Origin of the sequence: Dokdonella aquatica (genome assembly GCF_051987395.1) — a bacterium.
In the GTDB taxonomy this organism is placed as follows: Bacteria; Pseudomonadota; Gammaproteobacteria; order Xanthomonadales; family Rhodanobacteraceae; genus Dokdonella.
This window is the reverse complement of record NZ_CP197094.1, coordinates 4,089,286-4,103,212: the sequence shown is the minus strand read 5'-3', so window position 1 is coordinate 4,103,212 and position 13,927 is coordinate 4,089,286. Positions and strand designations below refer to the sequence as shown.

Below are 13,927 nucleotides of genomic sequence, written 5' to 3'. Positions count from 1 at the left end.
CGTGACACTCGCGTCGACTCACGCGATCGTGTTGCCCTCGAGCACCGCGACGCGGTCGCGTCCGGAGCGTTTGGCCGCATACAGCGCAGCATCGGCATCGGCGAGCAGGCGGCGCGTGTCGTCGGCGTCGTGCAGCACGGCGCCGGTGACGCCGGCGCTGATCGTGATGCGGAACACGCGGTCGCCGTCGGGCACGGTGATGTCGCATGCCGCGACACGTTCGCGCACGCGCTCGGCGAATGCGATCGCGGCGTCGATGGACGTGTCGGGCAGGAGGCAGGCGAACTCCTCGCCGCCGTAACGCGCCGCGAGCGTTCCCGCAGGCGCCTCCGAACGCAGGATCGTCGCGACGGCACGCAAGGCCTCGTCGCCCGCCGGGTGGCCGTACAGATCGTTGCAGGCCTTGAAGTGGTCGACGTCGACGAACGCGAGCGAGGTCGTCTCGTCGGGGGCCCCGAACTGCGGACGATGCTCGAGGGCCTCGATGAAGCGGCGACGGTTGGCGAGGCCGGTCAGCGCGTCGACGTAGGAGAGTTCGACGAGCCGCGCGTTCGCGGTGTGCAGTTCGGCCGTGCGCGCGGCGACGCGATACTCGAGCGCGCGGCGTTGCGCCTTGAGCACGTGGTTGCGCCACAGGGCGCCCGCGTAACCGAGCAGGAGGAGGGCGATGCCGAGGGCGACGCTGGCCCACCACTGCTGCCACCAGCGCGCGGCGATCACCACCGGCAGCTCGATCGGCGCGCTCAGGTTGCCCGCATAATCGCGCCCCTCGATGCGCAGGACGTAGTGGCCAGGCGGCAGCGCGTTGAAACGCTTGTTGTTCTGGGCCGTCCAGTCGGAGGGCGCGTTGTCGTAGCCGACCAGCTGCGTGCGGAAGCGTGACTCGCCCTCGCGCTGCCAGGACAGCAGCGCGAACTCGATGTCGATCGCGCGCGCCCCGGCGGACACGTCGAGCGCATCCCCCTCGCGTGCGACACCGTCGACCTGCATGCCGACGATGCGCAGTGACTTGGGTTGGGTGTCGATGCTGCGCCTGCGCGGGTCGTGCACCGTGAGTCCGCCGAGCGTGCCGGTCCAGAAACGGTCGTGGGCGTCGATGAACTGCGCGTTGGTGTTGCACTCCTCGTGCACCATGCCGTCGCGACGCGTCGACACGCTGCTCGCGTAGCCGCTGCCCTCCGCGACGAGCTGCTGCACGCCGTTGTTCGTGCAGACGTAGATCACGCCACGCGAGTCGCGAAGCACGCTGTAGACGGTCGGGTCCGGTGACCTGGGCAGGTCGGCGGGCAGGATGCGTGGCGCGCGCGGCGAGGTGGTATCGACGCGGATCACGCCGGCCGTCGACGAGCCGATCCACAACACCGGATGCCCGCGTCCGTCGTCGAGCAGGGTGATGCCGAGCAGCACCTCGTCCGGCAGGCCATCCGCACGCCCCAGCAGGTCCCAGCGTGAACCGTCGAAACGTGCAAGTCCGCGATCGGTCGTGGCCCACAGCCAGCGGCTGCCATCCGCGGCGATCTGTTCGACGATGCGGTTGACGCGCCACGCGACGCCTTCGCCGGCGGCTGGGAAATGCGTCCACGTGCCGTCGCGCCAGCGATGGATGCCGGCCTGGCGCAGCGCGATCCAGCGCTCCTCGTGGCCGTCGACATCACGTTCGAAAACGTCCAGCACGGCTTCGCCCATGAGCTTGGGCCAGGGCGTCACCTCTTCCTCGAAACGCGGGCCATCGTGCATGCGCAGCAGGTGCCCCTTGCGCAGGCCGATCCAGTGCGTGTGCGTCGTGCGCGCGCCACGATGCGGCACGACCAGGCTCACGCCGGCGTCGGGAAGATCGCCCGTGGCCTGCGTGAAGTGACGCCAGCGCCCGTCTTCGTAGAGTCCAAGGCCATCGCCGTTGGCGCCGACCCAGAGGCGTTCGCCACCGTGGCCATCGGGCTCGACGAGCACCGCGAACACACCGGTCGAGCGCGTGCCCATGAGCGAGGCGGTGAGCCAGGGATTGGCGGACGGGATCGTGCGCGCGACGCCGGCCTCGGTGACCAGCCACAGGGCGTCCTCGCCGTTCGGGCTGCGCCAGGCGTCGAGCCCGCGCACCACATCGGAGGGCAGGCCGTGGCGGCGGTCGAACACCTGCACGCGATCGCCGTGGATGCGCAGCAAGCCCGAACGCGAGGCGACCCAGACCGCCAGATCGCCACCGGGCAATGGCGTCTGCGCGATGTCGTACAGATCGTTGGTCGGCAACTCGCCGCTACCGAGCGACCATGCGCGCAAGCCCTCGTCGTCGAGGCGCCACAGGCCGGCACCGAACCCGCTGATCCACAGTGCCTCGTGGTTCGCCTGGGTCGTCGCGAGGAGGTACTCGACTTGCGCGGCATCGAAGCCTTCGGCATGCCAGCGCGTCCATGCGAAGGTGCCTTCGTCGCGGTACCAGAGGCCGTCGTTGCCGGTGCCTGCCCACTGGCGCGCCGCGCCGCCGAGCGTGCGTGTCCGGGCGAAGCCGAGCACGGGGCCGCGCGGCAGCGAGGCATTGCCGGGATCGGCGCTCCAGCGGCCGCCGTCGTGGCGCATGAGTCCGAGGTCCCAAGTGAGCGCCCACAGGGTCGTGACGCCGGCCTCGTCGGTGGTTTCCGCGAACCGGCGGATCTGCTGGGACGGCAAGCCCGACGCGGCATCCTCGACGTGCCAGCGGCGACCGTCGTAACGCGCGATGCCCTGCTGGCGGAAGCCGGCCCAGAGCGTGCCGTCGTGATCGGTGAACAAGGCGTCGACGCCATGCGCCATGCGCGGATCGTCGCTGGGCATCCAGCGTCGGCCGTCGTAACGCGCCACGCCGGCCGGCGACGCGACCCAGACGAAGCCATCCCGATCGGTGCGGGCGGCGACGGTGACGGCGTCGGGCAGGCCGTCGCGCGGCGAGAAGTTCGTGAACGTCGGTGCGCCGAGGTCCTGCAGGTCGAGCGGTCGCACGGGCTCCGCGCGCGCGGCCGTCCACACGGCGACCAGCAGGCCGGACACAAGCACGACGCACGCGACGACTCTGGACATGTTGCGCTGATGATTTCCCCTGCCTGAAGTATGACGCATCGGCGTGGCGCCGCGGGGGCCTCCGACCGCGCGCATGTCTGCCCTCTTGCGACCCCAGCCCGTTCAGCTTGGGCCTCGCACACTCGCGCGACGCGACCCGAGGCCGACCCATGCGGACCATCCCGCACAATCCCTACGACCTGCGCCGCCATGACCTGCCGGCGATCCTCGCGACGATCGACGCCGAGGTGCGCGAACGCTTCGGCGAGGGCACGCTGCCGGAGGACATCCCGTCGCTGGTCGGCCAGCCGCGTGAGCGTTTCGGCATGGCCGTGGTCACGCTCGACGGTGACGTTCACGCGGTCGGCGATGCGCGCGTGCCGCTGGCGATCCAGAGCGTCTCGAAGGTGCACACGCTCACGATGGCACTGCACGAGGCCGGCGACGCGCTGTGGCGGCGCGTCGGCCGCGAGCCGTCGGGTGATCCGTTCAATTCGCTCGTGCAGCTCGAATACGAGCATGGCATCCCGCGCAACCCGTTCATCAACGCGGGTGCGCTCGTTGTCGACGACGTGCTCATGTCGCTGCATGCGGACCCCGAGAACGCGCTGCTCGCGTTCCTGCGCGCGCGCACCGGCAACCCGCGCATCGGCGTCGATCCGCCCGTGACGGCCGAAGAGCGCCGCAGTGGCCCGCGCAACATCGCGGTCGCGAACTTCCTGCGCAGCTTCGACAACCTCGCCTGCGACGTCGACGCGGTACTCGATTTCTATTCGTTCCACTGCGCGCTGCGCATGGACTGCGTCGACCTCGCGCGCAGCGTGCTCTACCTCGCCAACGCCGGCGAATGCCCGGTCTCGGGCGAGCGCGTGACGAGCGCGGAAGGCGCCACGCGCATCAACGCGGTCATGCTCACCTGCGGCACCTACGATGCGGCGGGCGACTTCGCGTTCCACGTCGGGCTGCCGGCCAAGAGCGGTGTCGGCGGCGCGATCGTCGCGGTCGTGCCCAAGGTCATGGCGCTGTGTGCGTGGTCACCTGCGCTCGATGCGAAAGGCAACTCAATGCTCGGCGGCTACGCGCTGCACCGGTTCACGCGCATGACGGGGCTGTCGGTGTTCTGATCCTCGGCGCCTGCGCGTCGCGCCTGGTCAGAAACGCGCGTCCGCACGCAGATAGCGCCAGGTGCCCGGCGCGATCTTCGAGAGCCCGACGCTGCCGATGCGCAGGCGTCGCACCGCGACGGCACGCAGGTCGACGAGGGCGCACATGCGCGCGATCTGCCCGGGACGGGCGCGCTTGATCGCGATGCGCAGGCGCGTCTCGCTTTGCCAGCTGACCTGGCAGGGTGGCAGCGGCCAGCCACCGTCGAGAAGGGTGCCACCGGCGAGCTTCGTGAGTCCGTACGGCGCGAGCGTGCCCTCGACGTCGACGATGTACTCCTGCTCGAGATGCGCGGCGTCCTCGGTCAGGCGGCGCTTGACGCCGTGGTCCTGGGTCAGCACGAGCAGGCCACTGGCGTCGTCGTCGAGCGGCATCGGCGCCTCGAGGTGATGGAAATGACGCTTGAGCACGCGTGGTGCCGAGACATCGAGCGGGCTGAGCGTCGCCGGAGTCACGAGCGCGATCGCGGCCTGCGTGTCGAGGCCGGCCGGCTTGTGCAGCAGCAGCGTCACCGGTTCGATCTCGCCGAGGCGCGCGCCCGGGGCGAGTTCGACGTGTTGGCCGTCGATCGGGTGCTGCGGCGCGTCGACCATCGCGCCATCCACGAGCACCCAGCCGCCCTCGATGTACTGGCGTGCTTCGCCTCGCGAGCAGCCGAGCAGGGCGACGAGATGCTTGTCGAGGCGGACGGATTCGGTCATGGCGGGGCTTCGGCGACGGCCGGCGAGTGTACGCGCGGCGGCGCCGGCGTGCGCGTCAGGCCGGCGGATCCTCGCTGCGCACGGTGGCCAGGCGCAGGAACGCCTCGTGCTGGTAACGGCTCATGCGCAGCTGCTGGCCGGTGTCCATCGTGACCACGTGGTAGCCGTTGAACCACGGATGGATCGCCTTGACGCGACGCACGTTGATGATCGCCGAGCGGTGCACGCGTGCGAAATGCTTCGGATCCAGGCGCGTGGCGAGGGTGGCCATCGTCTCGCGCAGGTCGTGTTCGCGATCGGCGAGGTGCAGGCGCACGGTGTTGCCGTTGGCACGGATCCAGACGATGTCGTCGACGTCGACGAACACGACATGGCCGTCGACGCGCACCGGGATGCGCTCGAGGTATTCGTCTCGAGCGCGCACCGCGGCGAGCGCCTCGAGCAGGCGCTCGGAGGTGGTCGCGTCGTGGGCGGCGGTGGCACGCGAGGCGAGCCTGGCCTTGGCCCGGCGCAGCGCCTCGGCGAAACGCTCGCGGCTGAATGGCTTGACGAGGTAGTCGACCGCATTGGCTTCGAACGCGCGCACCGCGTATTGCTCGTACGCGGTCACGAACACGGTCGCGGGCATGCGCGCCGCACCGATTGCCTCGACCACGTCGACACCGTTCATGGCCGGCATCTGGATGTCGAGGAACACGAGGTCGGGCGAGAGCTCGCGGATCGCGCTGACCGCCGATGCGCCGTCGCCGCACTCGCCGGCGAGCGCGACCTCGGGATCGTCCTTGAGCATGCGCGCGATCGCACGCCGCGCGATCGGTTCGTCGTCGACCACGAGCACGGCGAGGGTCATGCCGGGTGCGCCTCGGGACTGAATTCGGGGTCGTCGCTCTCGTCGTCCATGATCCGCCACGGCACGCGCACGCGGCACGACACGCCTTTCGGCCAGGTCATGTCGAGGCGCAGCGAGGCGGCGTCGCCGTACAGCTCGCGCAGGCGCAGCCGCGTGTTCGACAGGCCGATGCCATGGCCGGCCGCGGCGCTGCCGCCGGCCTCGAGCGTGCTGTTGCGGTTGCGCACTTCCAGGCACAGCACGTCGCCCTCGCGGCGTGCCTCGATCTCGACATGGTCCGAGCCGACGTGCTGGCCGATGCCGTGGCGGATCGCGTTCTCGACGATCGGCTGCAGGATCAGGCTCGGCACGGCCGCATCGAGCAGCTCGGGCTCGACGTAGACCTGTGTCGTCAGGCGATCCTTGAACCGCGTGCGCTGGATGCCGAGGTAGAGGTCGAGCAGGGCGAGCTCGCGGCGCAGCGTGATCTCCTGGCCGTCGTAGTCCTCGAGGAACGCGCGCAGCAGTTCGCTCAGGCGCAGCAGCATGTCCTCGGCGGACATGGTGTCCTCGTCGAGCAGGGTCACGATCGCGTGCAGCGTGTTGAACAGGAAATGCGGCTGCAGCTGGGTCTTGAGCACCTGCAGGCGCGACTGTGCGAGCTCGGTCGCGAGTCGGCTCGCCTCGAGCTCGCGGCGTGCGGTCTCGGCGCGGTAGTGCAAGGCCTGCTGGATCGCGACGAGCGCCCAGTACGCGAGCAGGCCGATCGCGACGTGCTTGCTCGCGAACTGCCAGACCTGGTCGCCGAACGTGCCGGGCTCGAACACGCTCGAGACGAACGCGCCGACCAGCACCGCGAGACCCGACACGCCGAGGCTCGCCGGGATGTGCGTGCCCAGCGAACGCAGGCGCAGCGGCGGCCGGATCGGATGGCGCGCGGCAAGGCGGAACACCAGCGGCGCAAGCGCGGCCCACGTGTACCACTGCACCATCGACCAGCGCAGGTAATCGAACGGCGACCACGTGAAGCCGTGGTAGGCGTCGTGCAGGAAACCTTGCGCCGCGAACGCGACGACGACCATGCTCCACAGGCCGAGGTAGCGCGCGAGGCCGATCTCGTTGTCGCCGAGGCGGATCTTCATGACGGTGGCGTGCAGGGCAGGTGGCGGCGATCCTACGGCGCGCGCCGGGCCACCGGAAGCACGGCGCGTGGTAGCTACGATTCGCCCCGGCCCCACGACGATTCGTCACGTTGCGGTTCCTGCGCGCGCGGGGTCCGGGGTTCCATGGCAGCGACCGGGAAGGCAGCGACCGTCCCGGCACCCTTCCCAGGAGCCCCGCCATGTCCCGCCTCGTCCTCGCCACGCTCGCCGTCCTCGCCAGCGCCTCGGCCTTCGCCGCGCCCTCCGCGCGTTACCTCGATCTCGTCAACACCTCGCGCGACAGCATTGCCGGCCTCGAGATGGCCGACGCAGGATCGTCCGCGTTCGTGCACGTGCCGATCGGCACCACGTCGCTGCAGGGCGGCGGTGCCGCGCGCACGATCGACGTCGCCGCCGGCAGCTGCCAGCGCGATGTGCGCGTGACGTTCCGCGGTGGCCGCACGGTCGTGCTCGGCAATGTGGACGTCTGTGCGAACCGCACGCTGCGTGTCGGCACGCCGCGCACCATCACGCTGCCGGACCAGCGTACGGCCGACGCCGGTCGCTGAGGCCCACGAGTCCGCCACGGCAGGCTGGGGTCCTGCCGTGGCGGGCCGTTGTGCGGGTCATGTGCGTGACTCGCACAGGCCACGCTCCGGAAACGCCGTTCGCTACTGCGAACGGGGTCGCGCAAAGCGTCTCGACGCCGCGCGGGTCGTCACGCAATACGGCCGCATCACCTCGATGCAGGCTTCGGTGCCGGCTTCGGCACGCGCAGCGCACGCACGTTGAGCCATGCCAGCGTCGTGAAGTAGAAGAACCCGAACGCGACCACGCGATGCGGCTGCTCGACCCATAGCCCGGTAGCGGGAAGGCCGAGGCGTGACACGAGGTCGACGCCGATGCCCAGGCGCGGCAGCGGCAGGATCGTCGTCGCGAAGGCCCCGAGCACGAACACAAGGATGCTGATGCCCCAGCGCGCCTGCATGGCCGCACGCCGCTCGGCCGAGGTCCGCGAGAGGTCGAGCGCGAGCACGAGCTTGCCGACCAGCAGCCAGCCGAACGCGACGAACGGCCACCACACCTGGAACACCAGCGACCACACGCTGACGAACAGCAGGTAGAACGCGCCGAAGCCGAACACCGTGGCGACGCGTTTGCCGCGGGTGACGTCCTCGCGCAGCACCGTGCCGCCGATCATGCCGCTCGCGTGGATGACGAAGAACTCCACCATCATCACGAGCATCGCGTTCTTGACAGCATGCGGCCCGAACGCGAACGGCGCGATCCATACGACGAGGAACGCGAACGCCGAGATGCCGTCGGGAAGCGCCGCGCCGATCATGGTCCAGGTGTGGCGGGTGGGGAGTTTCATGCACGGTCCGCGCTGTCGGCACGATGCTGCGCCGTGAGGTTGGCGAAGGAGGACCTCGTGGCTGTCATCGACGGATTTCCGCTGCGGAAGAGCACTCATCGTCGTGCTGCGACGGTGCGTGTGCAAGTAGGTGCGGAGCAGCGTTCCAAGGTGCTGGTCATCCACTCAAGCGCTGCAGCCGTGATGCGTCGATCGAGCTTCTTCGAGAGTCGGCTTCAGGCTCGGGGCGTGCATCTTGCCCTCACGCTCAAGAGGGTCCCGGCTTCCGCCGGGATGACGTTGTTTCGATGCCACATCGTCTTCCCGGTCCGATTCGCCGACAGCATCCATTCTTGTACACCGTCATTCCGGCGGAAGCCCGCAGCTGTCCGGGGAAAGTTCGAAGCGAATGCCGGAAAGCGCTGCCGCGTCAGACTTCCGACGACGAATGCTGGGATGCCGACTCGCTCCCGCGGTAACACGGCATCGCGCACGCTCTTCCCTTCTCCCTCCGGGAGAAGGTGGCCCGAAGGGCCGGATGAGGGTCCGGGATCGCGACGATGATCCGACGTGGTCTCGATCCCGCACCCTCTCCCCAACCCCTCTCCCGGAGGGCGAGGGGCTCAAGCGCGACGCCACGGCGGGAGTACGCGTCGAGACGGTGAAGTCGCGCGACGCCTAGCGCCGGGAACCGCCATGCGACAGCTCCGCTGACGACGCGACGCGGTGCGCGGATTTTCCCCGGACAGCAGTGGGTGGAAGCCGGAATCCATTCAAGCGCTGCAGTCGTAGTGCGACCGTCGTGCTTCTTTGCGAGTACGCCTCCAGCCGTAAGTGCGCGTCATACGGTGGCGCTCAAAGGGATCCCGGCTTGACCAGCCACTCGGCTATCGAGAGCCGCCGGGATGGCGCTGTTTCGGAGACCGTCGTTGCACGGCGCAGCGAAGCTTCTCTGGTGTCGGACCTTCAGCACGTCTTTTCGAAGGCTGCCGCCGCATAAAGCGACGTACTCGTTCGCCCTCATCGATCAACCTCCAGGCACCGCCGGCATGTCCCCCATCCCGCAGTTCCTCTGCTGCACGAGCGCGAGCAAGCGGGCGAAGCGCGGGTCATCGCGCATGCGCTGTGCGAGGGCTTCGGACGCGTCGGCACTCGCGAACGAGGCTTGGTCGCGGGCGCCGCGCATGGCCTGGCTGCTTGCCGTGCCGAGCGCGACGCTCTCGGCGCTGTGCTTCGCGCCGACGATACCCTGGGCGATGTTCGGCCCGGCCATCGCGGCGATCGATTCCGCGGCCTGGCGCGCTGCCATCGCCTTCGCGGCCGCATTCTGCCGGTCGTAGGTCTCGCGCACAGCTTCGCCGGCGATGCGCGCTTTCTCGCCGAGCGCGGGGTCGATGCCCGGGCCCATCGACTGCAGCTTGGCGATGAGCTGCGTGCACGTCATCGCCTCGTCGCCGGGACGTTCGCCGCCGGGCGTTGCGGAGGCGTCTTGCAGCGACAGCAGGGCGGCCTTCTTGCGCTCGCAGGCCTCGACCGAGAGCGTGGCGTGCTTCTGGCCGGCGAGTCCTGCGCAGTCCATGCGCGTGGCCATCGCGGCACGGCCGTGCATGCCGGCTTGCGCATGCAGCGGAGCGGGGAGTGCGCCGACGCCGATCACGGCGACCATCGAGAACGCCAGCGCGAACGCCTGGCGACGTGCAGGAGAGGATCGGTACATCGCACAGCTCCGTACGACGGCCGCGGAAGGGCCGGATACGTCGAACCACGCAAACCGATGGCACCAGCCATCACATCACGATGACATGGATTCCCAAGCCGCCATCGCGTCCGGCGGGTAGGGCGGAACCACCGCAGGTGATTCCGCCGTGCACCGCGATGGCGTTCCGACGTGTCAGGACGGGGCTGCGATCACCGTCCATCGTGATGATCCCGGGCGCTGGCCTGCATCTGCGGCGGAATCCGCTGCGTGGGTTCCGCCCTAGGTAAAGCCAGCGGAATCGCCGCAGGTGATTACGCTCCGGATGCAGACACGCGTTGTCGTGCGACGACCGCTCAGCCCTTCTTCGCCGCCAGCTGCCGCAGCACGTACGGCAGGATGCCGCCGTGGCGGAAGAACTCGCGCTCCTTCGGGGTCAGCAGCAGCACCTTGACCGCGAAGGTCCTGGTCGTGCCGTCGTCGGCGGTCGCCGTGACGGTCGCCTCGCGTGCCTTGCCGTCGTCGAGGCCGGTGATCGCGATCGTCTCGCGGCCGGTGAGGCCGTGCGTCGTCGCGTTCTCGCCGTCCTTGAACTGGAGCGGCAGCACGCCCATGCCGACCAGGTTCGAACGGTGGATGCGCTCGAAGCTCTCGGCGACCACGGCCTTGATGCCGAGCAGCAGCGTGCCCTTGGCGGCCCAGTCGCGCGAGGAGCCCGTGCCGTACTCCTTGCCCGCGAACACGACCAGCGGCGTGCCCTCGTCCTTGTACTGCATCGCGGCATCGTAGATCGCGAGCTGCTCGCCGGAGGGCACGTGCAGCGTGTAGCCGCCCTCGACGCCGTCGAGCATGAGGTTGCGGATGCGGATGTTGGCGAACGTGCCGCGCACCATCACGTCGTCGTTGCCGCGGCGCGAACCATAGGAGTTGAAGTCGACCGGCTGCACGCCGCGCGAGATCAGGAAGCGACCAGCCGGCGAATCCTTCTTGATCGAACCGGCCGGCGAGATGTGGTCGGTCGTGATCGAGTCGCCGAATACGCCGAGCACGCGCGCGCCGTCGATGTCGGCGATCGAGCCCGTCTCCATCGTCATGCCGTCGAAGTAGGGTGGGTTCTTGATGTAGGTCGAGTCCTCGTCCCAGGCGTAGAGCTCGCCCTCGGGCGCGTCGATCGCGTTCCAGCGCTCGTCGCCCTTGAACACGTCGGCGTAGTTCTTCTCGAACATCGCGGGCGTCACCGCACCGGCCACCGTGTCGGAGATCTCCTTGTTGGTCGGCCAGATGTCCTTGAGGTAGACCGGTTCGCCGTCCTTGCCGGTGCCGAGCGGCTCCTGGGTGAGGTCGATGTCGACCGTGCCGGCGAGCGCGTAGGCGACCACGAGCGGCGGCGAGGCGAGGTAGTTCATCTTGACCTCGGGGTGCACGCGGCCCTCGAAGTTGCGGTTGCCCGAGAGCACCGAGCTCACGACGAGGTCGCCCTCGGCGATCGCCTTGCTGACTTCGGGCGGCAGCGGGCCCGAGTTGCCGATGCACGTCGTGCAGCCGTAGCCGACCGTGTAGAAGCCGAGCGCGTCGAGGTCGGCGAGCACGCCGGTGTGCTCGAGGTAGTCGGTGACGACCTTCGAGCCCGGTGCGAGCGAGGTCTTGACCCACGGCTTGGTCTTGAGGCCCTTGCGCACCGCGTTGCGCGCGAGCAGGCCCGAGGCGAGCATGACCGACGGGTTGGACGTGTTCGTGCACGAGGTGATCGCGGCGATCACCACCGCGCCGTCGTCGAGCTCGTAGTGGTGGCCGTCGTGCTCGACGCGCACGCGGCCGCTGACGATGTCGTTGGCCGGGTTGCCGATCGCGCCACCGCCGCCTTCGTTGGCGAAGTCGGCGGCCTCCTGCGTCTTGCGCGGCTTGCGGTTGGCCGACAGCGGGCCGACGTTGCTGCGGTAGTTGGCCTTGACGTCGCCGAGCAGCACGCGGTCCTGCGGGCGCTTCGGGCCCGCGAGCGATGGCTTGACGTCGCCGAGGTCGAGTTCGAGCGTGGTCGTGAAGTCGGGTGCCGGCGTGTTCGCGTCGTGCCAGAGGCCTTGAGCCTTCGCGTAGGCCTCGACCAGCGCGATGAGTTCCTCGCTGCGGCCCGACAGGCGCAGGTAGGCGATCGCTTCCGCGTCGACCGGGAAGATGCCGCAGGTCGCGCCATACTCGGGCGCCATGTTGCCGATCGTCGCGCGGTCGGCGAGGGCGAGGTTGGCCAGGCCCGGTCCGAAGAACTCGACGAACTTGCCGACCACGCCGAGCTTGCGCAGCATCTGCGTCACGGTCAGCACGAGGTCGGTCGCGGTCGCGCCTTCGGGCAGCTTGCCCATGAGCTTGAAGCCGACCACCTGCGGAATCAGCATCGAGGACGGTTGTCCGAGCATCGCGGCTTCGGCCTCGATGCCGCCGACGCCCCAGCCGAGCACGCCGATGCCGTTGATCATCGTGGTGTGCGAGTCGGTGCCGAACACGGTGTCCGGGTAGGCCCACAGCTCGCCGTCCTTGTCGGCGGCCATGACCACGCGGCCGAGGTGCTCGAGGTTGACCTGGTGGACGATGCCGGTGCGCGGCGGCACGACCTTGAAGTTGTCGAACGAGCCCTGGCCCCAGCGCAGGAACGCGTAGCGCTCCTTGTTGCGGTCGAACTCGATCTTGACGTTGAGATCGAGCGCGCCCGCGTTGCCGAACGCATCGACCTGCACGGAGTGGTCGATCACGAGCTCGACCGGCGCGAGCGGGTTGATCTGCTCGGGGCGCCCGCCGAGCTTGACCACGGCGTCGCGCATCGCGGCGAGGTCGACCACGCACGGCACGCCGGTGAAGTCCTGCAGCACGACGCGCGCCGGCATGAACGCGATCTCGGTATCGGGCTCCTTGTGCGCATCCCACTGCGCGACGGCCTCGATCTCGGCCGTGGTCACGTTGACGCCGTCTTCATGCCGCAACAGGTTCTCGAGCAGGATCTTCATCGAGTAGGGCAGGCGCGCGAGGTCGAAGCGCTTCCCGAGCTTGGCGAGGCTCGCGTAGTGGTACGTCTTGCCGGCGAGGTCGAGTGTGCTGCGGGTGGCGAACGAGTCTTTCATGCGCGTGCTCCTGTGGCGTGTCGGGTGGCGCTGGCTTCAGGCGGGACGGGTGCAGTGTGGGCGGTGGCGAGGCACTTCGCGAGTATGGACTTGCGAAGATTATCCTCCGCTGATTGCAGCCGGCGGACGCCCCATGGCGCCCGTGCCCGCGACATGCGGACTTGAGTACGGGCTTTAAAGTACGTATCATCCATACATACTTTTCGGGGCATGCCGATGGAAGCGACCGTCGCCGAACGCGGGCAGATCACGCTGCCGAAAGCCGTGCGCGACGCGCTCGGGCTCGTGAAGGGTTCCACGCTCAAGGTGGAACTCGAAGGCAGCCGCATCGTGCTGCGCAAGAACGTCGACGACGCGATCTCGCGTGCACGCGGCCGTTTCAAGCTCGACGGTTTCGAGACCACCGACGAGGCGATGCGCGCGATCCGCGGTCGCGCGCCCGACGAACCGCTCGATCCCTGATCCCGCGACCATGATCGCGATCGATACTTCCGTGCTCGTCGACCTGCTGGCCGACGGTCCGCAGGCGGACGCCGCCGAGGCCTGCCTGCGCCAGTGCCTGACCGAAGGCCCGGTCGTGGTCTGCGAGGTCGTGCTCGCCGAGGTCTGCAGCGCGCTGCGCGACGGTGCCGAGGCGCTGGCCGTGCTCGAGGACGTCGGCATCCGCTTCAACCCGCTCGAGGCGCGCGCCGCGGTGCGTGCCGGCGAGATGCAGCGCCGCTACCGCCAGCGCGGCGGCGCGCGCACGCGTGCGGTGCCGGATTTCCTGATCGGCGCGCACGCGCTCCTGCAGTGCAGTGGCCTCATCACGCGCGACCGCACGTTCTACCGAGACTATTTCAAGGGACTCAAGCTCGTCGTCCCCGCCGCCTGACCCCGTTCACCCTTCACCGCGTTTCCC

The 13,927-nt window shown here is 69.3% G+C and carries 11 protein-coding genes; 4 read left to right on the top strand and 7 right to left on the bottom strand.

Features of this window, described 5'->3' with window-relative positions:
* Nucleotides 1-18: 18 nt before the first annotated feature.
* Complete coding sequence (locus tag ACQQ2N_RS18205) at nt 19-3,051, bottom strand: ligand-binding sensor domain-containing diguanylate cyclase (RefSeq protein ID WP_440222987.1); 3,033 nt, start codon at nt 3,049-3,051, stop codon at nt 19-21.
* A gap of 149 nt (nt 3,052-3,200) precedes the next feature.
* Between ACQQ2N_RS18205 and ACQQ2N_RS18200 the strand changes: the two genes are divergently transcribed.
* Entirely contained in the window at nt 3,201-4,154 is a 954-nt protein-coding gene (locus tag ACQQ2N_RS18200; RefSeq protein WP_440222986.1) for a glutaminase, read from the top strand.
* A gap of 27 nt (nt 4,155-4,181) precedes the next feature.
* Here ACQQ2N_RS18200 and ACQQ2N_RS18195 read toward each other — a convergent pair whose 3' ends face one another.
* From ACQQ2N_RS18195 to ACQQ2N_RS18185, 3 genes are read right to left on the bottom strand one after another with little or no spacing between them, the layout of a single operon-like run.
* On the bottom strand, nt 4,182-4,895 hold the full coding sequence (locus ACQQ2N_RS18195) for an rRNA pseudouridine synthase (protein ID WP_440222985.1): 714 nt from the start codon (nt 4,893-4,895) through the stop codon (nt 4,182-4,184).
* 55 nt (nt 4,896-4,950) lie between these two features.
* Nucleotides 4,951-5,745: a LytR/AlgR family response regulator transcription factor gene (locus ACQQ2N_RS18190; RefSeq protein WP_440222984.1), complete on the bottom strand. Its 795-nt coding sequence runs from the start codon at nt 5,743-5,745 to the stop codon at nt 4,951-4,953.
* Nucleotides 5,742-6,866, bottom strand: coding sequence for a sensor histidine kinase (locus tag ACQQ2N_RS18185; RefSeq protein ID WP_440222983.1), 1,125 nt, complete (start codon nt 6,864-6,866; stop codon nt 5,742-5,744). The genes ACQQ2N_RS18190 and ACQQ2N_RS18185 overlap by 4 nt, the downstream gene beginning before the upstream one ends.
* Before the next feature lie 200 nt (nt 6,867-7,066).
* On the opposite strand from ACQQ2N_RS18185, the gene ACQQ2N_RS18180 reads away from it, so the two are divergent.
* Complete coding sequence (locus tag ACQQ2N_RS18180) at nt 7,067-7,435, top strand: hypothetical protein (RefSeq protein ID WP_440222982.1); 369 nt, start codon at nt 7,067-7,069, stop codon at nt 7,433-7,435.
* 167 nt (nt 7,436-7,602) lie between these two features.
* Here the strand turns inward: ACQQ2N_RS18180 and ACQQ2N_RS18175 are convergent, their stop codons facing one another.
* The 3 genes from ACQQ2N_RS18175 to acnA form a co-directional block, all read right to left on the bottom strand.
* Nucleotides 7,603-8,241 (bottom strand): hypothetical protein, encoded by a 639-nt coding sequence (locus ACQQ2N_RS18175; RefSeq protein WP_440222981.1) that lies wholly within the window; start codon nt 8,239-8,241, stop codon nt 7,603-7,605.
* 1,006 nt (nt 8,242-9,247) lie between these two features.
* Nucleotides 9,248-9,937 (bottom strand): hypothetical protein, encoded by a 690-nt coding sequence (locus ACQQ2N_RS18170; protein ID WP_440222980.1) that lies wholly within the window; start codon nt 9,935-9,937, stop codon nt 9,248-9,250.
* A gap of 335 nt (nt 9,938-10,272) precedes the next feature.
* Nucleotides 10,273-13,026: an aconitate hydratase AcnA gene (gene acnA, locus ACQQ2N_RS18165; protein WP_440222979.1), complete on the bottom strand. Its 2,754-nt coding sequence runs from the start codon at nt 13,024-13,026 to the stop codon at nt 10,273-10,275.
* A 216-nt stretch (nt 13,027-13,242) separates the two neighbouring features.
* Here acnA and ACQQ2N_RS18160 point away from each other — a divergent pair, with 216 nt between their 5' ends.
* Both ACQQ2N_RS18160 and ACQQ2N_RS18155 read left to right on the top strand, forming a co-directional pair.
* The gene (locus ACQQ2N_RS18160; protein WP_440222978.1) at nt 13,243-13,488 is read left to right on the top strand and encodes an AbrB/MazE/SpoVT family DNA-binding domain-containing protein; all 246 of its coding nucleotides are present in this window, start codon (nt 13,243-13,245) and stop codon (nt 13,486-13,488) included.
* A 10-nt stretch (nt 13,489-13,498) separates the two neighbouring features.
* On the top strand, nt 13,499-13,900 hold the full coding sequence (locus tag ACQQ2N_RS18155) for a type II toxin-antitoxin system VapC family toxin (RefSeq protein WP_440222977.1): 402 nt from the start codon (nt 13,499-13,501) through the stop codon (nt 13,898-13,900).
* The last annotated feature ends 27 nt before the right edge of the window (nt 13,901-13,927 follow it).